General features: G+C 71.4%; 21 protein-coding genes and 1 pseudogene. 10 read left to right on the forward strand and 12 right to left on the reverse strand.

Annotation, left to right across the window (positions count from 1 at the left end):
• Positions 1-246 precede the first annotated feature (246 nt).
• A complete protein-coding gene (locus tag amrb99_RS27130) occupies positions 247-858 on the forward strand; it encodes a hypothetical protein (protein ID WP_190861157.1) in 612 nt (203 codons plus the stop codon).
• Between the two features lie 606 nt (positions 859-1,464).
• On the opposite strand, the gene amrb99_RS27135 is transcribed toward amrb99_RS27130, so the two are convergent.
• On the reverse strand, positions 1,465-2,796 hold the full coding sequence (locus amrb99_RS27135) for an MFS transporter (protein WP_206700123.1): 1,332 nt from the start codon (positions 2,794-2,796) through the stop codon (positions 1,465-1,467).
• Positions 2,793-3,500 carry a transcriptional regulator gene (locus amrb99_RS27140; protein ID WP_206700124.1) on the reverse strand — a complete coding sequence of 236 codons (708 nt, stop codon included), beginning with the start codon at positions 3,498-3,500 and terminating at the stop codon, positions 2,793-2,795. The genes amrb99_RS27135 and amrb99_RS27140 overlap by 4 nt, the downstream gene beginning before the upstream one ends.
• A gap of 180 nt (positions 3,501-3,680) precedes the next feature.
• On the opposite strand from amrb99_RS27140, the gene amrb99_RS27145 reads away from it, so the two are divergent.
• On the forward strand, positions 3,681-4,643 hold the full coding sequence (locus amrb99_RS27145; RefSeq protein ID WP_190861159.1) for a hypothetical protein: 963 nt from the start codon (positions 3,681-3,683) through the stop codon (positions 4,641-4,643).
• Between the two features lie 96 nt (positions 4,644-4,739).
• Here the strand turns inward: amrb99_RS27145 and amrb99_RS27150 are convergent, their stop codons facing one another.
• On the reverse strand, positions 4,740-4,946 hold the full coding sequence (locus tag amrb99_RS27150) for a hypothetical protein (RefSeq protein ID WP_190861161.1): 207 nt from the start codon (positions 4,944-4,946) through the stop codon (positions 4,740-4,742).
• 31 nt (positions 4,947-4,977) lie between these two features.
• Here amrb99_RS27150 and amrb99_RS27155 point away from each other — a divergent pair, with 31 nt between their 5' ends.
• Positions 4,978-6,582, forward strand: coding sequence for a hypothetical protein (locus amrb99_RS27155; protein WP_190861162.1), 1,605 nt, complete (start codon positions 4,978-4,980; stop codon positions 6,580-6,582).
• A gap of 64 nt (positions 6,583-6,646) precedes the next feature.
• Here the strand turns inward: amrb99_RS27155 and amrb99_RS27160 are convergent, their stop codons facing one another.
• On the reverse strand, positions 6,647-8,641 hold the full coding sequence (locus amrb99_RS27160) for a serine/threonine-protein kinase (protein WP_190861164.1): 1,995 nt from the start codon (positions 8,639-8,641) through the stop codon (positions 6,647-6,649).
• A 220-nt stretch (positions 8,642-8,861) separates the two neighbouring features.
• Between amrb99_RS27160 and amrb99_RS27165 the strand changes: the two genes are divergently transcribed.
• On the forward strand, positions 8,862-9,302 hold the full coding sequence (locus amrb99_RS27165; protein ID WP_206700125.1) for an SCP2 sterol-binding domain-containing protein: 441 nt from the start codon (positions 8,862-8,864) through the stop codon (positions 9,300-9,302).
• Positions 9,303-9,464: 162 nt separating this feature from the next.
• Here the strand turns inward: amrb99_RS27165 and amrb99_RS27170 are convergent, their stop codons facing one another.
• The 3 genes from amrb99_RS27170 to amrb99_RS27180 form a co-directional block, all read right to left on the reverse strand.
• A complete protein-coding gene (locus tag amrb99_RS27170) occupies positions 9,465-10,013 on the reverse strand; it encodes a HAMP domain-containing histidine kinase (RefSeq protein WP_190861166.1) in 549 nt (182 codons plus the stop codon).
• 8 nt (positions 10,014-10,021) lie between these two features.
• The gene (locus amrb99_RS27175) at positions 10,022-10,378 is read right to left on the reverse strand and encodes a PAS domain-containing protein (RefSeq protein WP_190861168.1); all 357 of its coding nucleotides are present in this window, start codon (positions 10,376-10,378) and stop codon (positions 10,022-10,024) included.
• Between the two features lie 557 nt (positions 10,379-10,935).
• Entirely contained in the window at positions 10,936-12,312 is a 1,377-nt protein-coding gene (locus amrb99_RS27180) for a prolyl oligopeptidase family serine peptidase (protein WP_190861170.1), read from the reverse strand.
• Between the two features lie 74 nt (positions 12,313-12,386).
• Here amrb99_RS27180 and amrb99_RS27185 point away from each other — a divergent pair, with 74 nt between their 5' ends.
• From amrb99_RS27185 to amrb99_RS27195, 3 genes are all read left to right on the forward strand, one after another.
• Entirely contained in the window at positions 12,387-13,361 is a 975-nt protein-coding gene (locus amrb99_RS27185) for a helix-turn-helix domain-containing protein (protein ID WP_190861172.1), read from the forward strand.
• A gap of 234 nt (positions 13,362-13,595) precedes the next feature.
• The gene (locus tag amrb99_RS27190; RefSeq protein WP_190861175.1) at positions 13,596-14,093 is read left to right on the forward strand and encodes a SigE family RNA polymerase sigma factor; all 498 of its coding nucleotides are present in this window, start codon (positions 13,596-13,598) and stop codon (positions 14,091-14,093) included.
• A complete protein-coding gene (locus amrb99_RS27195; RefSeq protein ID WP_190861177.1) occupies positions 14,090-15,088 on the forward strand; it encodes a CU044_5270 family protein in 999 nt (332 codons plus the stop codon). The genes amrb99_RS27190 and amrb99_RS27195 overlap by 4 nt, the downstream gene beginning before the upstream one ends.
• Positions 15,089-15,169: 81 nt before the next feature.
• On the opposite strand, the gene amrb99_RS27200 is transcribed toward amrb99_RS27195, so the two are convergent.
• From amrb99_RS27200 to amrb99_RS27215, 4 genes are all read right to left on the reverse strand, one after another.
• Complete coding sequence (locus tag amrb99_RS27200) at positions 15,170-16,306, reverse strand: hypothetical protein (RefSeq protein WP_190861179.1); 1,137 nt, start codon at positions 16,304-16,306, stop codon at positions 15,170-15,172.
• Positions 16,303-16,770: a SigE family RNA polymerase sigma factor gene (locus amrb99_RS27205; RefSeq protein WP_347256881.1), complete on the reverse strand. Its 468-nt coding sequence runs from the start codon at positions 16,768-16,770 to the stop codon at positions 16,303-16,305. Before amrb99_RS27205 ends, amrb99_RS27200 begins: the two co-directional genes overlap by 4 nt.
• A 129-nt stretch (positions 16,771-16,899) precedes the next feature.
• A complete protein-coding gene (locus amrb99_RS27210; protein WP_190861184.1) occupies positions 16,900-17,466 on the reverse strand; it encodes a hypothetical protein in 567 nt (188 codons plus the stop codon).
• A complete protein-coding gene (locus tag amrb99_RS27215; protein WP_190861186.1) occupies positions 17,415-18,281 on the reverse strand; it encodes a glycosyltransferase family 39 protein in 867 nt (288 codons plus the stop codon). The genes amrb99_RS27210 and amrb99_RS27215 overlap by 52 nt, the downstream gene beginning before the upstream one ends.
• 262 nt (positions 18,282-18,543) lie before the next feature.
• On the opposite strand from amrb99_RS27215, the pseudogene amrb99_RS27220 reads away from it, so the two are divergent.
• The 3 genes and pseudogenes from amrb99_RS27220 to amrb99_RS27230 all read left to right on the forward strand — a co-directional run.
• A pseudogene (locus amrb99_RS27220) lies at positions 18,544-18,690 on the forward strand (LysR family transcriptional regulator); the annotation flags it as partial.
• Between the two features lie 62 nt (positions 18,691-18,752).
• Entirely contained in the window at positions 18,753-19,046 is a 294-nt protein-coding gene (locus amrb99_RS27225) for a hypothetical protein (RefSeq protein WP_190861190.1), read from the forward strand.
• A 335-nt stretch (positions 19,047-19,381) separates the two neighbouring features.
• Entirely contained in the window at positions 19,382-19,798 is a 417-nt protein-coding gene (locus tag amrb99_RS27230) for a hypothetical protein (RefSeq protein WP_190861192.1), read from the forward strand.
• A 102-nt stretch (positions 19,799-19,900) separates the two neighbouring features.
• Here amrb99_RS27230 and amrb99_RS27235 read toward each other — a convergent pair whose 3' ends face one another.
• Positions 19,901-20,278 carry a nuclear transport factor 2 family protein gene (locus amrb99_RS27235; protein WP_190861324.1) on the reverse strand — a complete coding sequence of 126 codons (378 nt, stop codon included), beginning with the start codon at positions 20,276-20,278 and terminating at the stop codon, positions 19,901-19,903.
• Positions 20,279-20,782: the final 504 nt, after the last annotated feature.

The raw sequence follows: 20,782 nt of genomic DNA on the forward strand, positions 1-20,782 counted from the left end.
AACGCCGTCAAGCAGAAGGTCCGCGACACCTCCACCGTCGCCGGCTACGGCTACCCCGAATACCGGTGACCCACCGGGGGCCACACCAGGCCCCCACCCTCCCCCCGCTTTTCCGCACCCGCCTAGCGGTGCTCCCCCCTTCCTCTTTCCATCCCCCGCGCGATCACGTCCGCGTGCCGTGCGCCGCACCTCGCATGCCCCAACGGGCCTGAGGCCGGCGCCAGCACCACCGAGCGAAGGATGAACATGCAGCAGCGAGCCATCGACACCGCCCTGACCGCCCTGACCGGTACCGCCCTCGCGGGTGTCCTGGTCGCGGGCGTGGCGGTCGAGAGCGCCCACGGCGCCCCGGCCGACAAGCCGATGGCGCACAAGGCCACCTCCCAGCAGGTGACCGGGCACCACAGCACCACCACCGGCAAGAACACCGGCCACAAGACCATCGGCAAGGCCGCGCCGAAGACCCGCGCCGTGCTGTCGGGCAGCACCACCGCGTCCTACTTCTGGGACGACGGGTCGGGCGTCAACGGCGACACCGGCGCCCCCGCCAGCGGCAAGCCCATGCAAAAGGGCATGTTCGCCAGCCCCAGCTGGCCGATGAACACCAAGGTGAAGGTCACCTACCAGGGCCGCAGCGTCACCGGCTTCGTCGGCGACCGCGGACCCGGCGAGCCCTCCCACCGCGGCGTCATGCTCGACCTGGACACCTACACCTTCCGCCACCTGGTCGACGGCAAGAAGCCCGCCAGCAAGTACGACACCGGCACCTCCGCCGGCCACCTCAAGGGCGTCAAGTACCAGGTCCTGTCCTGGGGCCACGGCGCCGGCACCAAGGGCGCCCCCAAGCCCCTCGGATGACCCGACCCCGCCAGGGCGATCCCTAACCAGACGCCCCCCCGGCTCCCCCCGACATCCCCCCAACTCGCGAACCCCGCCCCCGTCCCCCGACGAGAGCGGGGTTCGTCGCGTCAAGGGACGGGAACGCAGGCGGCCACGCAACGCTCTGGTTGACAGCGGCCCGGCTCCGGGGAGGTAACAGACTCGGGCGCCAACGATCAGCGGAACTCCATCGAGTCCCGTCCGAACGGATACCGCGCTCTGCGATCAGCCGTGGCCACTCTCTGGGAGTTGGCTGGACATGTCCGCGGCCCGGCAGCCGTTCCGCCAGCGCGGTGACCTGCTGCTCTCCGACCGCTCGCAACACGACTAGCAGAGCGGGGGCGAGCGGGTCGTTGAGCATGGCATGCGCGGCGGCGCCGGTGGCCCGGGGGGATGGCCCACTCGGTCCAAGTCCGGCAGGGTGCTGACGGGATACGCGACCCATACAGCCTCGTTGCGGCGCTGATCGGGTGTCCGGCTTCGCGGAGGCGGTAGCTCGACGTCGTGCGGGTCTGGGAGAGGGCCGCTGGGGCCTGCCCCACGGCACCGACGACGGTCGGCACCGTCGCTTCGTGCTCGCGAGCTTCAGTGCGCCGTCGCCTCCGTGGGGTGCTGCGGTTCGGGTGCGCTTTCCCGAAGGGGGTCCTCGGGTTCCGGGTGGCCCGGTCCGCTGTTCGAGGCGGCGTTGCGAAGTGCCGTCTCGACTCGGCGGTTGCTGGTCATGGTGGCCGTGACGGCGGTCATGGCCAGCAGGAGGCCGGCGGCGGCGTAGAGCGGGGTGCGCAGGTCGTAGGTGGTGGCCAGCCAGCCGCCGAGGAAGGCGCCGAACGGGGCCGCGCACATGGCGAGCATGCGGGAGGTGGAGGCGACCCGGCCGATCAGGTGGGCCGGGACGATCACCTGCCTGAGCGACGGGCCGAGCACCATCGTGGCGCCCATTCCCGACCCGCAGACGGCGAGCGCGAGCCCGGCCGCGTACGGGTTCGGGGCGGCGGCGAGTCCCAGGATGGCCAGGCCCTCGACCGTGGCCGTGCAGGTCAGCGCGGTACCGGTGCCGAGCAGCCGGCCGAGGCGGGAGGCGATGCCGGCGCCGAGCAGGCCACCGGCGGCCTCCGCCGCGAGGAGCAGACCGAAACCGGAGGTCTCGATGCCGAGGCGCTCGTGGGCGAACAGAGCCAGGACGGTCTCCACGGCGAGGAAGGCGACGTTCCCGACCGCCGGACGCAGCGCGAGGCCGAGCAGCAGCCGATCATGGAAGACATGGGCGGCCCCGGCCCGCGCTTGGCGGAGCAGTGACTCGCGAGCACCTGCGGTAGGCCGCGGCACGACGGGCAGCGACCGCACCAGGAGTGCGGAGAACGCGAATGACACCGCGTCGGCAAGCAGGGGAACCGCCCGCCCGAGCGCGAGCAGCGCACTGCCCGCAGGTGGTCCCGCGAGGCCTGACGCGGCGGTCTGGGCGCCGCGCAGGCGGGAATTGGCACGTTCGAGGAGTGCGGGATCGCGGCCGAGGAGGTCCGGCAGATAGGCCGTGGCGGCGGTGTCGAAGAAGAGCCCGCCGAGGGCGAGCAGGAAGGCGGCGGCCGACAGCAGCGGGACGCTCAGCATGTCGAGCGCCGCCGCGGCCGCCAAGACCGCGAGCAGCACCGCGCGCGCCGTGTCGGTGACCCACATCGTCCGGCGGCGGTCCCAGCGGTCCACCAGCGCACCGCCGAGCACTCCGAACAGCAGCCACGGGAGCGTCCCGGCGGCCGTGACAACGGCCAGAGCCATCGGGTCACGCGTCGTGGTCAACGCGATCAGCGGCAGCGCGGCGTGCGTCACCCCGTCACCGAGCGAGGACACCGTTTGCGCGGTCCAGAGCCGTCCGAACCCGGTCGGCGGCTTGGTCACGTCATCGGTCGGGTCCGGTGTCACTGGGCGTCCCCCTCGACCTGCCGGCGCTGAGCCGGCCTGAACAGTGCGAACACCAGCGACGCGTCGGGGAGCGATGGATCCGACAGCGCCCGGTACTCGTCCGCCAGGGCCTGCAGCCGCGCCCCGAGCTCGGTGAGCTGCTCATCGGTGAGCCGCAGATGCGCCATCCGCACGTGCCGCTCGCCATCGGCCGGCGACGCCTCCAGGTCCGCCACCGCATTGCGCAGCAGCACATCCGGCTGCCCCGGCCCGGGGTCGGGCAGCTCGATCGACCGCGCGGCCATCGCGTAGTACCGCTCGGTGACCCCTCTCACCTTCCGCGTCCGCACCACCTTCACCAGGCCGGCCCGCTCCAGCAGCCGCACGTGATAGCTGGAACTCCCCTTCGCCAGGCCCACTCGCTGGGCGATCTGAGTGATCGTCGCCGGCTCGAAGCGGAGCACGGCCATGATCCGGTGACGCGTGAGGTTGGAGACGGCGCGCAGCTGCTCCTCAGTGGTGACGTGGAACGTCTCAGGAAGATCATCGGTGGACACGCCCCCAATGGTCAACGACTCTTGACCATTGCGCAAGTGGATTCGTCCAACGAACCTCACCAGTTGCGCGTCGAGACGCCGGCGGCCCCTCACGATCGCGCCGATCGCCTCCCCCATCGACGCTTGCGAGCAATCGAGCGGTGGGGACGGGCAGTCGGCCAGCGCCATTCATGGCTTGGCGGACGACGAGGGGCCGGTTCGTGAGGGAGGCCACGACGCCTCACCGGTTGCGACCTGCTCCAACACGCGCACTGTCATCCCTGGAGGCCGGCGACCACGTGCGGCCCGGCAAGACGGGAGCACGAGGTGCCAGACGCGAAGCAGCCGCCGAGAGTTCGACTTCATGTCGTGCTGGGGGCCGCCGTCCTCGGAACGCTCGCCGCCGGGTGCGGCACCAGTGCCGCCGACGGGCACAAGCACGCGACCGGTTCCCCGACCTCGCCGAGCCGGCCGCCCGCGGTCACGCCGGTTACCGAAGCTCAGGCCAAGGCCATTTTCGCCAACTACCAGAAGGTCAACAACCAGGCGAACGCGCGGGTCTCCGACGCGCTGCTGCGCTCCAACGAGACCGGCCCCATGCTCGAAGTCGATCTGGCGGGCAACAAGCGCATCCGGGCCAAGCAGGAAAAGAAGATTCCCGCCTTCTTCTACCGGGACGCCCAGTTCTTCATTCCGCACACCACGGGCCCCGCATGGTTCGCCGTGACGGCGAAGTCGACCGATGGCGGGGAGACCGAGATGCTCGTGTTCCTCGACACCGGAGGCGGCTCGTACAAGGCGACCGCCGGCCCGTGGCTGGCGAAGGGCCAGAAGTTCCCGGCGATCGCCCGCAACGCCGACGGCTCGGCGACGGCCGTCACGACGGGAGCCGCCCTCGGTGTCGGGACCAAGATCTCCGACTACCTGAGCGCGGCGGCGCTCGGCAAGCGTCCCGCCCCCGGGTTCGCCCCGGGACCGCTCACCTCCCAGCTCGGCAAGAGCTGGGCCAAGTCGGTGAACAGGACCAACGGCGGAAACCGGTGGTCGGGCGGCACGAGCTGGAAGGCCCGGCCCCAACCGGTCTACGCGCTCAAAACGGCTGACGGTGGAGCTCTGGTCGTCAGCGTCTCCATCCAGTCGGAGACCTACACGGCGATACGCCCCGATGTCTGGTTCCGGCCCGACCAGGTCTTCTTCGGACTGGGCCCCAAGCGCTATTACACGCGTTTCTCAGGTGACCGCCTCTGGGAGTTCGCCACCCACGTCCCGCCCACCGGCCCGGCAGCCGTCCTCGCCAGCGCCACCCATTCGATATCGGCGACAGGTAGCTGATCGGCGGCACGTCCGGCCGCTCCGCGCACCACAAAACGTGTCGCCTTTCCGCAGATCACTTGAATGCCACCTGTGGAAACGCGATGCGCCCCGCCGTCATTCGGCCGGGGGGCGCCCCTTGGCGGGCTCGCCGGTGTTGACCGCCTCGGTCTTCAGGACGTCGCCGAGGGCGGCCGCATCCGTTCGGCCACGCATGGCAGCGGACGGCTTCCGATCAAGAGCCGGTGATCGAAATGTGATCAGTGGGACTCCTCCACCGGGCAACCGGTCGAGGATCTTGGGCGTCCCCTCCTCGCCGGTCATTTCTTGATCGCTTCGGGGAGAGGTACCTTCCGTGCACCGTAAGTCGTCCTTCCTGGTCGCCGCCGTGCTGGTGACATCGACCGCGTTCGTCCCGGCCGCCGCCCGCGCGGACGCGACGGACATCAAGCTGACCGCGACCCTCGATCGCCTCGCCCCTGACCGGGTGGTCGTGCTCACCCTCACGGCGAAGTCCGCCAGCGGCGTCACCGACGTCACGGCGAGCCTGCACTACCTGACCACCGCGGGCGCGGCGTACGACACCGTCCGGTTCACGCGGGTCGCCGGGACCGACCATGACGGCACGTGGCAGGCCGAGTACCACACCGACATCGTGCGGCATCCGCGCGCCAACTACGTAAACGCGCAGGTCAAGACGGCGGACGGGGCGACCGCGAGCACGTGGGCCAATTTCAACGACTGCTACGAGACGAGCATCACCGACCTCGTCACCGAACCGTCGGTCATCGACGCGGACCACTCGGACGTGACCGTCCACGGTCGCCTCATGGTGCAGAAGTCGCGTGAGGCCACTCCCGAACCGGTGCCCGACGCCCATATCAACGGCGACGGCGGTGCTTTCACCACGCAGGCGGGCCCGGACGGGTCCTTCACGTTCACGTCGCAAGGCCGATTCCCGGTGACCGCTTCTTACGTGGCGGACGGGCAAAACTGCGCGACCGGCCAGGTGACCGGCGTCACCGTCGCGAAGCAGGCGACGGAGCTGTCCGCGCGACTGACGACGCCGCAACCCGTGGCGACCGGCACCGATGTGACGGTCCAGGGGACGCTGCTGAGGCACGGCGCGGCGGGCCTGGTGCCCGCGCCGGGTGTGCAGCTCACGGCGGTCGTCGGTTCGGGCACCACCGTGGAGAACGTCCCTCTGGGGCCGACGGCGGCGGACGGCACGTTCACCTCACGCTTCGCGGCCGACAGGACGGGGCCGCTCACGGTCGTCGCGAGCGGCGATCCCTTCCTTGAGGACGCCCGGGCCGCGGCGGGCACGCTGGACGTCCGGCGCGCCAGCTTCATCAACGACCTGAAGCTGACGCCGAACCCGGGGCGTTACGGTCAGGCGCTCTCCATCAGCGGGAGGCTGGGCTCCCTTCCGGACGCGCTGGCGATCGCGGGCGCACCGCTCGTCGCGGAGTTCTCCGCGAACGGAAAGACGGGGTGGGCTGCGGCTGGAAGCGGCAAGACGACGTCCAACGGATTGTTCCGCCTGACCACTGGAGCGGCCAAGCAAGACGCGTACTGGCGGGTCCGGTACGCGGGCAGCTCTGCCTACATGGCGCTCACCAGCAACCCGGTCTATGTCGACGTGCGGTACGGGACGTCCATCGCCGGCTTCAACGCTTCTCCGGAGCCAGCGATGAAGGGGAAGACCATCACGGTCAAGGGGCAGTTGTTCCGGTACTTGGACAAGAAGCTGCCGGGGCCGGGTGCGTCCGTTTACCTGTACTTCCAATCCAAGGGCTCCGGCACCTGGACGCAGGTGGCCGTGGTGAAGACCGCGAGCAGCGGATGGTTCAGCAGGACGTTCAAGGCGTCCAAGGACGGCACCTGGATGGCCGCCTACAAGGGCAGCTCCGCCTACCTCGCCTCCAACAAGCCCACCGACTACGTGGACGTGCGCTGAGCGACGGCCCGTGACTCGGGCTATGAGGTTGGCGGAAGGGCGGCACAGGTTCGCGCGATGAGAATCACCCGACCTTCCAGAGCCGCACTTTCTTGTCGGCGGGACAGCTGCTGGCCAGGGTCTTGCCGTCGGGGCTGAACGCCACCGAGACGACGTCGCCATCTTCGTGACCGAGCGTGGCGGTATTGTGTCGGGTCGCCATGTCCCATAGCCGCACGGTTCTTTGGTTGCCGCCGACACCGGTGGCCAAAGTACGGCCGTCGGGGCTGAACGCCACCGAGTCGATGTTCTCGGGCTTTCTGTGATGGCTGGTGAGTGTGGCGGTGTTGTGTCGAGTCGCCGCGTCCCACAGCCGCACGATGCCCTTGTCGTCACCGGTGGCCAGGGTGCGGCCGTCCGGACTGAACGCCACCGAGCTGACGCCGCTTCCGTGCTCGAGTGCGGCGATGCTGCGCCGGGTCACCATGTCCCACAGCTGCACGGTCCCCTTGGAGCTGCCGCTGGCCAGGGTCCGGCCCTCGGGGCTGAACGCCACCGACTGGACGTAGTCGACGCTGCCGGGGTCGCTGGTGAGGGTGGCGGTGGTTCTTCCGGTCGCCACATCCCACAGCCGCACGGTCTCCTCGGTGCCGCCGGTGGCCAGGAGCTTGCCGTCAGGACTGAACGCCACCGAGCTCGCGTCGCTTTTGTCGCCGAGGGTGGCGGTGTTGCGCCTGGCCGCCACGTCCCACAGTCGCACGGTGCGGTCGGCGCTGCCGCTGGCCAGGGTCCTGCCGTCGGGGCTGAACGCCAGCGCGCCGACGATGTCGGTATGGCCGGTGAGGGTCGCGGTGTTGTGTCGGGTCGCCACATTCCACAGCCGCAGGGGACCATCGGTGCTGCCGGTGGCCAGGGTGCGGCCGTCGGGACTGAACACCACCGGGAAGCTGTCGCTGTCGATGGTGGCGATGGGGTGATCGGCTTCGAGCCGGCGGATCACCGGATAGGACACGGCGGCGAGGCCGGCCGTGCCGAGCGCGCCGAGAATCAAGACGCGTCGCGGAAGGGTGCTGCGTGCGGGCGCGGGTGTCCGTGCAGGGGCGACCGGCCCGGCACCGCCGTCCTCGGTCTCCGTGCGGGTGGCGGTGGCCGTCGGAACCGTCGGCGGGTGACGAAGCGCCGGTCGGGACGAGGCCGGCCTTTCCGCGGTGACCGGCCGGTCGGCCGGTGCCGTCACCGTCCGTGCGTCGGCAGCCGCAACGGCAGCTGTCGGGTCGGTCGCGTGAGTGCCGAGCCGGTCGAGGATCTCTTTGGCTCCGGGACGGTCGGCCGGCGATTTGGCCAGGCACGCGCCGATCAGCTCGCGCAGGTCGCCGGGGACTCCGTCCAGGCCGGGTTCCTCGTTGATGATGCGGTACACGATCGCGGGAATGGTCGGGGCGTCGAACGGCCCCCGCCCGGTGGCGGCGTAGATCAGCACGCACCCCAGTGAGAACACGTCGCCGGCCGGCCCGGCCCGCTCTCCGCGCACCTGTTCGGGCGACATGTAGGCGAACGTGCCGATGACGACGCCGGCCGACGTCAGGGAGCCGGCGTCGGCCGGGCGGGCGATGCCGAAGTCGATGATCCGCGGCCCGTCCTCAGCCATGATCACATTGCCCGGCTTCAGGTCCCGGTGCACCACCCCGCAGGCGTGGATCGCGGCCAGCCCCTCGGCCAGCCCGGCTCCCAGCTCGCGCACCGCCCCCGCCTCCAGCGGGCCCTGGCGGCCGACGACCTGGTGCAGGGACGGACCGGGGATGAACGCGGTCACCAGCCACGGCGACTCGGCATCGGGGTCGGCATCGACCACCGGCGCGGTATGGAATCCGCCTACCCGCTGCGCGGCCTGCACCTCCCGTGCGAACCGCGCCCGGAACCGCGGATTGGAAACGTGCTCGGTCCGGATCACCTTCACCGCGACCTTCCGGCCGCCGGGGGAAACCCCCAGGTAGACCTGCCCCATCCCACCCGCACCCAGCCGGCCGGTCAGCCGGTACGGCCCGACCTGGCGCGGATCACCCGGCTGCAGCGGATCCATCGGCACACCTCTGATCAGAAGAACAAGCGTGTCTGTCACCCGTGATCATTCCAGGAAACAGCCCGGGCGTGCCGGTCTCGTCCGCGCCGCGTCCAGATCGGAACCCGAGCCGGCTCCCCGTGGCGGTCCGCAGCGGGTCGCGGACGCTTGCTCCGACGAGGCGCTGGCGGCGCCGGTGTTCAACGCCTCCGGGGACCAGCGGTCCGGCGGACGGTTCTGGATGTCCAGCATGCTCAACGAGGCGGTCGTCCACGGCTTCGACGCGGCCACCGCGGCGGACCGGGCGACCCAGGTCGACCCCGACATCGCAGCCGCGCTCATCGGCAACCACCTCACGATGCTCACCTCGCCCACGTGGGCGATGCAGCGGCCGAAGTCGGCCCACGCCCTCCGCGGCACCGGGCAGACCCTGCAGTGGCTGGCCACCGACGCCACCGATGGCGCGGACGCCTGGTTCGTCGAAAGGCGCCCCGACGGAGCCGGGTGGCGGCCCGGAACCGGGCAGGCCGATGTGACGGTGAGCGGCCCGGCGCAAGCGCTGCTGCTGACCTTGCCCCGGCGACTCCCCCTCGCCGACGGCCCAGCCGACAAGATCAGCGTTGACGGCGACGCCGACCTCGCCCAGCACTGGCTCGACAACACCGCCCACGCCAGCAACTGACCGGCACCCACGACCACTGCCATGACGACGAGCAGGTCCGGCAGGGGCACCGACCTGGCCGGTGTTCGGCCAGTAGTGGGTCGCGCTTCGGATGAGAGGCCGTCAAAGGACGCAGGACACCGGGATGAAACAGCAGTGCGCCAAGCCTGACCAACGGAATCTCTATGCACCGACGCGCAACGGAAGAAGACGGGTCGCCAAGTGATCACGGTGATGTGCAGGGGCGATGTCGACGACGATGCGGCAGGCCGGGTCGGCGCGTTCGACCTCGGCGGCCACCAGTGCCGACAGGTCGACCGGTTCGGTCACAAAGGGCGCGCCGCCCTCCAGACGCGCCAGTTCCAGCAGGTCGCCGACGATGTCGCCGAGGCGTTCGGCGTCGTGCAAGGCCGCGTGCAGGACCTTGCGCGAGTCGGCCTGCGGGTCGGTCAGCGCTTCCTGCAGCCTGGTCTGCAGGCCCGTCAGCGGGCGCCGCAGGTCATGGGAGGTATCGGCCACCGCCTGCCGCTGATGGCTCAGCGCCGCACGGGCGGCGTCGGTGGCCTGCCGCTCGCGGACCCGCGCCCGGCGCAGCCGCCCGTTGATCTCCTGTAGTTCCTGCGCGCGCAGGAACAACTGGGCCTCGGCGGCCTCGACCTGATCGGCCGCGGACCGGCCGCCGCCCGCGCCCGCCGACCGCAGCTGCTGAATGCAGGAGGTGACCTCCTCCACCCGGTTGATCACGTGATCGGCCGGCCGTCCGGGCCGAGCAGCGGCGCGTTCACCGCGGTCCAGTACCGCTCCTCGAACGTCCCCGGCCGGTCGGGCACTTCGAGGTCGTAGCGGACCAAGGGCATCACGTCGACGTCGCCTTCGGCCAGCGCGCGCTCCAGCGAGGCGAGCAGTTCCTGGACGCCGCTTCCAGACGGCCCGCCGGGGAACACCTCGTAGATCCGACGGCCCAATAGCTGCCCCCGCTCGCGCTCCACAACGCGCTCATAAGCCCGGTTCACCGAGACGTACACCAGTTTCGGCGACAGCACCGCGCACGCAACGGGCAACGCATCGAACGCGGCCGAATAGTCAAGCCCGGTCACATGGACCGTCTACCCCGAGCACGCAAAAGCGGCTCCACGCGGCGCCCCGCCCGCGCCAAAGAAAACCCGGCCTTCATCCGGCCCCCCGGTGGCCGCCCGGGGCCGCTAGACCACGCACCCGCAGGGCCGAAGCACCTGAAGGTCGTCGGCCGCCTGCGTCGCCTGGCTGACGCGTTCGCCGCACAGCGGGCAGGGCCGACCGGCAAGTCCGGAGACGGCGGGAACGGGCGAGTGCCCCGCCTCGGTGATGGGCGAATCACGGTGTTCGGCTGTCAGGTCCACGGCGCGCCATCCTATGGCCGCACCCTGGAGAACGCCGCGCCGACAGACCGAGCCACCTCTTCCTGATGTGAGCGCCCCCGGCGGGCACGCTCGCCGAGCTCATGGCGATGACCTGGTCGACGCTGGGCGAGCGCCGACAGGCACGCGACCGGTGGAAGACCGCTCGCCACGCCGCCGATGCCTCCCGGGACCAGGACCTGCATGTGCGGGTCCGCGGCCGGGAGCAGGTCAGAGGCCATGGCTCGCCCCCGCGGATCATGGCCTCTGACTTGTGGCTATGGGCGTAGGTACGGGCCTGGGTGGTGGCGGGTGAAGGACGGGCTCGTCGAGTGCAGACCCGGTTCGGGGTCTGTGTCGAAGACGGTCTGGTAGTCGGCGCCGAGCTCGGTCGCGGCGCTGTTCAGCGCGGCCGGCCGGGTGGTCGGCCAGTGGCGGGTGTTCATTCGGGTCAGGAGGGTCCGGAGGGTCGTGATCTCTTCGGAGGCGGTGAAGGCGCAGTGGTAGCCGCGGTCGACGTACAGCTGCTTCAGGTCGGCCGGGTTGCCCGCCCGGCGGACCTGGGCGGCGTACCAGCTCTGGTTCTCCGGCGGGACGTTGCCGTCGCCGGTCGTGTGCAGGGTCACCACTGGCCAGGGGGTGCGGCCGGTGGGGGTGCCGTAGCGGTCGAGATAGCGGACGGCCGTGGGGTCGGCCTCGACCCGGGGGGCTGCGTTGAGGCGGGCGAGGTCCTGGCGGAGGCTCAGGCCGGCTTCGCGGTAGGCGCGTTTCACCAGCTGCTTCTGGGTGGAGCGGGCCAGGAGCGTCCGGTAGTCCACACCCGTGTTCCAGGACGGGTTGCCGCCGGCGCGCTGCTCGATGTCGGTGCGGTTGAGGCCCCAGAAGGCGCCTCGGTCGTAGGCGGCGTAGTAGGTCTGCTGTTCCACCTGGCCGGCGACCGTGTCGGGTGCCGGTGCGCGCGAGGCGTAGCGACCGGGGATGTCGGCGAGCGCGGCGGCGAGGGCGAGGCGAGCGCGCCCGTGAGGGTCGTCGAGGGCGGCTCCCAGTGCGCGGCGGGCGTTGGTCGTGTTCGTCTGCGGGTCCTTGATACGGACCAGGTCGAGCGCGGGCGCGAGCAGTGTCCTGACCGCGAAGTTCGCGTCGAGGGCGCTGTTGAAGTGGCCGGTCGTGCCGCCGAGGACTCCGCAGACGGAGGCGACGCCGGCGAAGCGGCGTGGGTTGCGTTCCGCCAGCAGGACGGCGGTGAGGCCGCCGGCGGACGCGCCCGCCGAGATGGTGCGCCGGGGCTCGCCGATGTTCGCGGTGAACCAGTCGAGCAGGTCCATCTGGTCCTTCAGGCCCGACTCGACCACGCCCCAGCCGCGCGGAACGCGGAACTGCGAGCCCGCGAGCGCGTATCCGTGGTCGAGCAGCCACTGCTTTGTGGCCGGGTGGTTGGTCAGTGCGATGTCCGACGGCGCGGGGGACTCCAGGCTGTAAGCGCCGTGGCTCCACAGGAGAAGCGTCCCGTTCCAGTGGGCGGGGATCTCGACGCGGTAGGGAACTCCGTCGATCTCGCCCTCACGGACATCGGCGCGGGCGGGCAGCGCGATCGCGGTAAGGGCGGCGAACACCATCAGCGGAACGGTGCGGCACAACAGGCGGAGGCGGTTCATGCCCGCACCTTCCAGGAGGCTCCGGCCCGGGTGCAATGATTTTGGAAATAGCTTAAATGATGTAAATTCCGGCCATGCTGCGGCTCTGGCTCGACTACGAGGACCTCACCCGGATCCGCATCACCCCGGGCCTCTCGCCGATCGCCCAGACCGTTCTCGGCGCCCAGGCCCTGCGCGGCGCCGGGCCGGAACCGGTTCCCGGGCCGTGGCGGGCGCGGACGCGCACGAGGCTCACCGGCCCGTCGCGTCTGCTGCTCGACCTGGTCCCGCCCGGACGCCTGCTCCCCGATTTCCTGACCCCGTACACGCATGTGCCGGGGTTCGAATCGGAGCTCGACGCCGTCGCGTCCACGCCCGTGCGGCGCATCCGCGCGGAATTGGAGCGGACGTACGGTCCGCGGCCGCCGGTTTCGTGGCTGTCCCGCCTGGCAGCCGGAGACCCGGAGGCGATGCGGGCGCTCATCTGCGGGCTCCGTGACTTCCACCGGGTCGCGCTGGCCGACCTGTGGTCCGGTATGGGCGCCCACCTGTCCGCCGAGGCCGGTGGTCATGCCCGGACGATGGCCGAACGTGGCATCGGCGGCCTGCTGGGGAGCCTGCACGCCGGCATCCGCTGGGCGCCGCCGGTTCTGGAGATCGACACGCTGCGCGACGGCGACGTGCGCCTGCAGGGGCGGGGCGTTCAGTTCGTCCTCTCGCCGTTCGTCACCGAGCCGCGCGTCCTGATCGCCGGCGACGATCCGGCGGCCGTGGTGGTGCCCGCGTCGCGGCCGTTCGGCGCGGCGGGCGGGCGCGACGCCCTGCCGCAGGTGTTCGGCCGGACGCGGGCGGCCGTGATCCAGGTGGTCGGCGCGCAGCGGGAGCTCACGACGGGGGCGCTGGCGGCCCGGCTTCGGATCAGCGCGGCGTCCGCGTCCCAGCATGCCACCGCCCTTCGCGGCGCCGGTCTCATCACCAGCGAGCGCCGGGGCAAGACGGTGCACCATGCACTGACGCCGCTCGGCGAGCGCTTCCTGCGCGGTTCGGACCCGGGGGAAAGCCAGGGATGACGGCGGAACGCCGCCCCTGGCATGGGGACGGCGGACGATGCCGGTCTTGATCAAAGAGGCGCCCTCTCCTCGACGACCGCGCCCCACAGGCCCGGATCGAATTCGCCGGTTGAGCTCGCGAAACGAAGGGGGCGGGCCCGCCGGCGGCGAATCCCTCCCATCTCGTTTGTGACAAGGCGATCGGCTCGCGGCGTCTGTAGGGACGGAACCGATGGACGACGCTGGGAAGGCCCGATGGCCGAAGATCCGCATGGATTTCATGAATTCGCCGCCGCGCGCGGCGCCTCGTTGTTCCGCACCGCCTGCCTGATGTGCGGGGACCGGCACCTCGCCGAGGACCTGGTGCAGACGACGCTGGGGAAGCTCTACGCGTCGTGGCGGCGCGTGCAGCGCGCCGACAACCCGGCCGCCTACGCGCGGACGGTGCTCATGCGCACCTACATGTCGCACGTGCGCAAGCACAGCAACCAGGAGACGCCGTCGCGGCGACTGCCCGAGACGGCCTCCGCCGACGCCGACCAGGCGCTCCGCGTGACGCTGCTGAACGGCCTCGCGCAGCTTCCTCCGCAGGACCGCGCCGTGCTGGTCCTGCGCTACTGGGAGGACATGAGCGTGGAGGACGTGGCGTCCGCGCTGCGGCTGAGCGGCGGGGCGGTGCGCAACCGGAGCATGCGGGCGCTGGGCAGGCTCCGCGAGGCGCTGGGCGAGGAGTTCGAGGAGCTCATCCGATGACGCGGGAAGGGGACGCCGAGATGCAGGGGGAAGCGGGAATGAACGCGGTGGAGGACCGGCTGGCCGAGGCGATGCGCCGCACCGCCGAAGGACTGGAGCCGCCGCTGGACGGCCTCATCACCGGGGGCATCGCGAGGGGGCGGCGGCGACGGTTCCGCAACCGTGCGGGCATCGCCGCCTCGGCGGTGACGGTCGCGGCCGTCACCGCGGGCGCGGTGGCCGTGGTCGGCGGTGGTGGTGACGGGACGGCCCCGCCGCGGCCGCCCGCCGTCCAGCTGGTGAGCGCGACGCAGGTGCTGGGCAAGGCCGCGCAGACGGCCGAGGCGCGCCCGCCCGTCAGGCCGCGCCCCGGCCAGTGGTGGTACACCAGGGCGGTCGAGATGGGGCCCACCGCCGAGCACGGCTCCAAGCCGCACTACTCGGAGGACTGGATCAAGCTCGACGGCTCGCAGGACGCGAGCCTGCTGAACGGCAAGCTGGTGATCTACCGCCACACGGGCGCGGGGGCCAAGAGCTCCAAGGCGGAGACCGACCGTCTGATGTCGCTGCCCGGGGACCCCCGGAAGCTGCGCGCCCTGGTCTACAAGGAGGTGGACGCCACGCCCGCCCGGGAGCGGATGATCAAGGACCGGGACGGGCAGGCCTTCCGCGTCGCCGCCCAGATGCTGTGGGACGCGCCGGTCACCATGCCGCCCGCGACGCAGGCCGCGCTCTACCGGGTGCTGGCCGCGATCCCCGGCGTCCAGGTCGACCGGAACGTCAAGGACGGCGCCGGACGGTCCGCCATCGCGCTGTCCCACGGGTCCGGCGAGCAGTTCCTGCTGGACCCGGCGACCTACCAGATGGTGGCGCAGCGGACGGTCAACACCGGCCGCAACGCCCCGATCTCCGCGACGAAGGGCAAGGACCCCCGCTACAACGTCCCGGTGGGGACCGTCATGTACTCCCTCACCCGCGTGGTCACCAAGCTCGTCGACCGGGCCGGGCAGCGGTAGGACGAAGGGGCCGCCTCGCCCGGTCCGGCGAGGCGGCCCCTTCGGCGGTCGCGGCCCGGTGCGGGTGTCTGCACGCGGGACTCACCAGGCGATCAGCCCCAGATCGGTGCGGTGCATGTCGGGGAGGCGGCGGAAGCCGCCGTCATCCATGCGAAAGACGGCCCGGTCGTGGCGCGAGCTGACGAGAAGGTGCCTGCCGGTCGCGTCGAGCGCGGTCCGGAAATCCACCGGTGCCGCGGGCGCGATCTGCCGGGCCGTCATGCGGGCGAGTTCGCGGGCGGGCGCCTTGCGGGCCCCACCCCTGCCGGGCACGGTCAACTCCACGATCGCCAAGGACTTGAACGTCCCGTCGTCGCCGGTGTCCTCCTCGATGGCCGTGACGGTACGGCCGTCCGGGGAGGGCCTGAAGGAGGACAGGTCGACGGTGCTCCTCAGGGCGGCGGGGGCGTGGACGAGGCTGGTGCCGGTCGCGCGGGTGTCGAACTCGCGAAGAACGATCCCGGCCTCCCCTCTCCCGGTGCTCTCCGGATCGTCGGCGGCGAAGAAGAGGGTGCGGCCGTCCGCCGCCCATACCGGGGCCAGCACGTACCCCGGCGCGTCGGCGCTCGGCGGCGGCAGACGCCATCCTCGGACGGCACCGGACGGGGACTCGACGACCGCCAGGTCGTCGCCGCCGCACCCGGGGACGTTGTTGAAGGTGAGCGCGACGCGGGCGCCGTCCCCGGTGGCGGCCATCTCGTCCACCTGGGTGGCGAACCCGCCGGGCAGGGTCGTCCTGCTCGCCACGGTGCCGTCGCCACGCAGGGTCACCTTGTCGATGCGGGTGCGGCAGGGGCCGGTCTCGTCGGCGAGGAAGGCGGTGCGCCGGTCGGCCGAGACGGCGAGCGCGGCGTAGTGCCCGGCGCGCGGCTCGATGTCGGCGATCATGCGTCCGGTCCAGGAGTCGAAGACCCCGGCGCCGCCCTTGCGGTGGGTCGCCAGGAAGAACGGGGGGCCTTCGTGGGCGCCGAGCGCGTCCGGGCCGCGCAGGGCCCCGCGCAGGGCGACGGTCACGGCCACGACCGCGATCACGGTGAGGACGGCGGCGACGGGCACGGTCCACCGTCCCGCCGGCCGGCGGCTGCGGGCGGCGGGCAGGGTCAACGGCGGCAGCGACTCGCGCGTCACCTCGCGCGTCTCGGCGGCGGCCGCGTCCTTCAGCAGCCGTTCGATGTTCACGGTGTCTCTCCCAGCATGCGCTCAAGGGCGGTGCGCCCGCGGGACGTGTTGGACCGGACGGTGCCCTGGCTCACCCGCATGATCCGCGCGGTCTCCTCCTCGGACAGGTCGAGGACGAACCGGAGCACCAGCGTCTCCCGCTGCCGGTGCGGCAGGCGGCGCAGCGCGTCGAGGATCTCCTTGCCCTGCTCCATGTCCAGGACCCGGCTCTCCGCCGACGCGGCGGGCGGGTCCTGGGCGCCGGGAAGGCGGCGGCCCCGGCGGCGCAGCACGGACCGGCAGTTGTTGAGAACCGACGACCTCAGGTAGGTCAGGGCCTTGCCGGGGTCCTTCAGCCGGCCCCACCGCCGGTACAGGCCGAGGAAGGAGTCCTGGACGACGTCCTCGGCCGTCGCCCGGTCGCCGACCATCACCAGGGCCAGCCTGACGAGGCCCAGGGCGTGCGCTTCGTACAACTGCGTCACCGCTCTCTCGGGAGAGTGCTCCACCAGATCCGGGGGGCCTTCCTGACGGAAGTTGAGGAGGCTCACGGGGAAGAGACGCCTCCGGGCCGCCGATGTTGCACGGGCGGCCGATCTTTCTCGGCGGGCCGTCTACCGCTGGAACAGCGACAGCGTGACGCCGCGGACGCGCCAGACACCGGCCTGCCGGAAGCCCCGCTGCAAGGCGTCGACCTTCGCTCGGTCTTGCGGGACCAGGGACGGCGTGCGCCAGGGTCCCTCCAAAAGCCAGACCCGGGTCGTCGAGGCACGGGCCACCCGGCGGCCGATCTCGGCCGGGTCGAACTCGGCGCCGCCGAAGTTGCCCGCCTCGGCGGGCGTCCGCCGCAGCGCGATGTCGCGCAGCCCGCGGAACGCCTCCGGATACGCCTCGGCGATCGAACGCCGGTCCGCCGTGAGGAAGAGGATCGCGTCACCCGGCCGGGCCTCCCGCTTGACGATCGCCGCGGCCCCGCGGAGGTCGTCCCACCAGTTCTCCGGACGGCGCTGCGCGACGTGCAGCGGTTCCACTATGACGGCCATCGCGACGAGCGGCGCGATCCACGTCCGGTAGGGCAGGCGGGCGAGTCCGGCGGCGGCCAGCAGCGTCATGGCGGGCAGGCTGCCGATCACGTAGCGGCCCGTGTAGAAGGGATGGAACTGGGAGACCAGGAGCAGCACCGTCGCGGGCAGCAGCAGCCACGGCAGGGCCAGGGCCTGCGGGGCGATCGGGCCGCGGCGCCGGGCCTGATCAGGCCCACCGCCATCGCCGCGCCGAGCAGGTACGCCGCCTTCGGGGGGCCGGTGAACGCCTCGGCCAGGAAGAGCGCGTCGCGCCATCCCGGGCGCGTCAGCCAGTCCAGTGCGTTGCGCTGGGTCACGGCCAGCGCGATCAGCGGGCTCACCGCGACGACCGCTGCCGCCGCGGCGGCGGACCACCGGCGCAGCATCGTCCTGGTGCGGTGCGCCTGCAGCAGGGTCGCCAGGTGGGCGGGAAGGATGAGCAGTGCGAACAGATGGACCAGTCCCAGCAGGGCGACGCCCGCGCCGTAGGCGGCGTACCGGCGCCGCGAGCCCCGTTCCGCCAAGTCCACGAACAGCACGGTCAGCCACACGGTGAGCGCCGCGACCAGGGAGTAGGACCGGGCCTCGTGCGCGTAGCGGCTGGCGAACGGAGCCGCGGTGTAGAGCAGGCCGGCGACCAGCCCGGCGGGCCCGGACATGATCCTGCGGCCGAGGACGGTGATGCCCGCCGCCGTGGCCGCGAACGCCGCGATCGACGGGAGCCGCAGCGCGAACTCGCCGGCCCCGAAGACCTGCACGACGCAGTGCATGAGCAGGTAGTAGCCGGCGTGGACGGCGTCGATGTGCCGGGCGCACCACAGGATGTCGGGGACCGAGCGGCGGGCGATCTCGGACGTGATCGCCTCGTCACGCCACAACGGCAGCCGTCCGGCTCCCCAGACGCCCATCGCCAGCGCCAGCAGAGCCGGCACCGAGGGAAGGAGCCAGGCACTCCCCCGCTCTCGCCTCGCCTCCCCGCGCCGACCTGCGTCTTCGGTGGGCGGGCCGGGGCGCGCGGCCGTGGCCGGGCGTGCATCGGGCAGAAGATCCGGTTTTGAGTTCACGCCAAGAGACGCGGAAAGCCTCCCGCTGTTGCATCCTTCCGGCGAGATCCCCGGATGCGACCTCGAAGCCTGGAGTCATCGGCTTGGACGATCTCTCCTTGGCTTCCATTACGGATGCCTGAGTTGGCGCATGTCCGTCGATCGCCTGCTGGTCAATCTCGACCTGAATCTGCTGGTCACGCTGGACGTGCTGCTGCGCGAGCGCAACGTCACGCGGGCCGCGGAGCAGCTCGGCCGCAGCCAGCCGACGGTCAGTGCCGCGCTGGCGCGGCTGCGCCGGCACTCGGCGACGAGCTGCTGCATCGGACGGGCGGCCGCTACGAGCTGACGCCGCTGACCGTGCAGGTGGCGGCGCGGACACCGCCGACCGGGAACGGCATACGCCGTGTCTTCGACGTCCGGGCCGAGTTCGACCCGGCGAGGGTCGAGCGGGAGTTCACGATCATCACGTCCGACTACGCGGTGGCGGTGCTCGGCCCGATCGTCGCGCGGCTGGTGGCCGGGCGGGCGCCGGGAGTGCGGCTGCGGATGCAGCAGACCGGCCCGCACGTGGTCGACCACGCGGCGGAGACCCTGCGCACCGTGGCACTCGCCATCAGAGGAGCGAACGCGCTCGTGGCCGCACGAATCTGATCGTCCTACACCTCATCGTGCCCCCGGACCGCCACCCGCGTCGCCACCTCGCCCGCGCGCGCTGCTGCCAGCCCAGCCACAGCCCGAATAGCCGCGCGGCGGCATCCACCGTGGCCATCGCCAGGGTAAACGACCGCAGGTCGGCGGCCTCCTGATCCGAGTCGACGCTGACAAGGACGATCGGCGAGGTCATGCGCTTGCCGCTGTGACTCCTGCGGCCTGATAGCTGTGACCCGCGGGCCAGAGCCGTCAGACGACTCCTTAATGTGACGACTCGTTCACCGTACGCTTTCGATGGCTTCGGCTCGTGTCGGAATCCGTTCGGGAGGAATGAGATGTCATCGACCACGCAGAAGGCCACCGCCTTGGCGTCCGCTCTGGCTCTGACGGCCACCGGAGCGCTCGCTCCCAGCAACGCCGCCTCGGCCACCACCAGGACCAAGGCCGAAGCGCCGGCCGCGCTAAAAGGCTGCGGAGCCAACCTCCCCGCCACCCCGGCGCGATGGACCTACGCGCGGGGCACGTGCGCACTTCTCGGCAGACCAGGCGCGTGGCACAGCTTCCGCTGGACCGCGACCGACTCCTACGCAGCTCTCCAGGTCAGGACCTACAACACCCGAGGCCAGGCCTACTGGGTCAAGTGCGGCTCGGGAGGAGGGCACTGCCAGGTACCCATCGGCAACAACGCCTTCACCCCGCTGTTCCGCGCCTGGAACGCGCTGCGGGTCTCCCACATCTACATCACCTACTGAGCACGCCCGCAGCCGCTCCCAGTACGCGAACCGAAAGAGGAGTCCGTCTTGATCAAGCGGCCGGTGGCGACTTCACGAGAAGGACAGCGGCAGAAGGACGGCTCAGGAGGCGGACGGCTCGATCTCCCCCGCAAAGACGATGACCTGGTCGATGAGGCTCCGCCGCAGATGGACGACATCCGTTCCCGTCAGGCGGGGGCCTCCATCCGGCGTGGTGAAGACCCACTGGTACCGGGCCCACTCGTCAGGCATGTCCACCGCTGAGCAGCGCGCCATCGTGCCGGGCCCCGCCGGGTGGCGCCGGATGTCCAGCACGAACCGCTCGACCGCCGCGATTCCTTCGCTACGCCCCAAAGGCCCCCAGAAGACCACGTCTGAGGTCAGGGCCTGGGAGAGCAGGTCGGTCACATAGCTGTCGGCCGAGGCGTTGAACGCGGCGATGAACGTGTCGATCGCGGAGCGTGCCGTCTCTTCCTGCATGCCCCAGTAATACCAGCCGTCGCGCATGCGCTCGTCCTGCGAGCCGCCTGCCGATCACTGCGGACCATCCCGGTCACAGCGCGAGCCGACGATGTGGCGGTAGACCTGCAACAGAACGCCGGTCAGGTCGGCGTCCCAGGAGCGGCGATGGGCAGTTCCGGCCCGCACCGCGATCCGCGACGCCGTCGCCGTGCGCGTACACCAACTGGCCGACGAGTCGAGCGGGACGCCGCATGTCAGTCGCCTACAGCGCCGCTGGCGGTCCGGCGGCACCGATCATCGAGGCCCTGGTTCTCCAGCCGGACTTCGCTGCGCGTGAGCGAGGTTTCCTGGTCGTCCAGGAGCGCGTCGGCCACAACGATAAATCAGCCATCCTTGAATCCGACCGAAGCCCGAGCCCCAACTCGATTCGGCAGAGACCACTGATTGGGCTGGAGTTAGCGCGGTTCACGGAAATGATCAGTTGAAGCGAGATCACGTCCGAGGGCGGCCACGAAGAGCCGA

The organism is Actinomadura sp. RB99, from assembly GCF_014706005.1.
Classification (GTDB): Bacteria; Actinomycetota; Actinomycetes; order Streptosporangiales; family Streptosporangiaceae; genus Spirillospora.

Coding starts and splice junctions, on each gene's coding strand:
- amrb99_RS27165 (WP_206700125.1), top strand. CDS start 8,862: ATGTCCAGCATGCTCAACGAGGCGGTCGTCCACGGCTTCGACGCGGCC.
- amrb99_RS27230 (WP_190861192.1), top strand. CDS start 19,382: ATGTCATCGACCACGCAGAAGGCCACCGCCTTGGCGTCCGCTCTGGCT.
- amrb99_RS27140 (WP_206700124.1), bottom strand. CDS start 3,500: ATGGCGCTGGCCGACTGCCCGTCCCCACCGCTCGATTGCTCGCAAGCG.
- amrb99_RS27130 (WP_190861157.1), top strand. CDS start 247: ATGCAGCAGCGAGCCATCGACACCGCCCTGACCGCCCTGACCGGTACC.
- amrb99_RS27180 (WP_190861170.1), bottom strand. CDS start 12,312: ATGAACCGCCTCCGCCTGTTGTGCCGCACCGTTCCGCTGATGGTGTTC.
- amrb99_RS27190 (WP_190861175.1), top strand. CDS start 13,596: ATGGCCGAAGATCCGCATGGATTTCATGAATTCGCCGCCGCGCGCGGC.
- amrb99_RS27160 (WP_190861164.1), bottom strand. CDS start 8,641: ATGGATCCGCTGCAGCCGGGTGATCCGCGCCAGGTCGGGCCGTACCGG.
- amrb99_RS27150 (WP_190861161.1), bottom strand. CDS start 4,946: ATGACCGGCGAGGAGGGGACGCCCAAGATCCTCGACCGGTTGCCCGGT.
- amrb99_RS27185 (WP_190861172.1), top strand. CDS start 12,387: ATGCTGCGGCTCTGGCTCGACTACGAGGACCTCACCCGGATCCGCATC.
- amrb99_RS27195 (WP_190861177.1), top strand. CDS start 14,090: ATGACGCGGGAAGGGGACGCCGAGATGCAGGGGGAAGCGGGAATGAAC.
- amrb99_RS27235 (WP_190861324.1), bottom strand. CDS start 20,278: ATGCAGGAAGAGACGGCACGCTCCGCGATCGACACGTTCATCGCCGCG.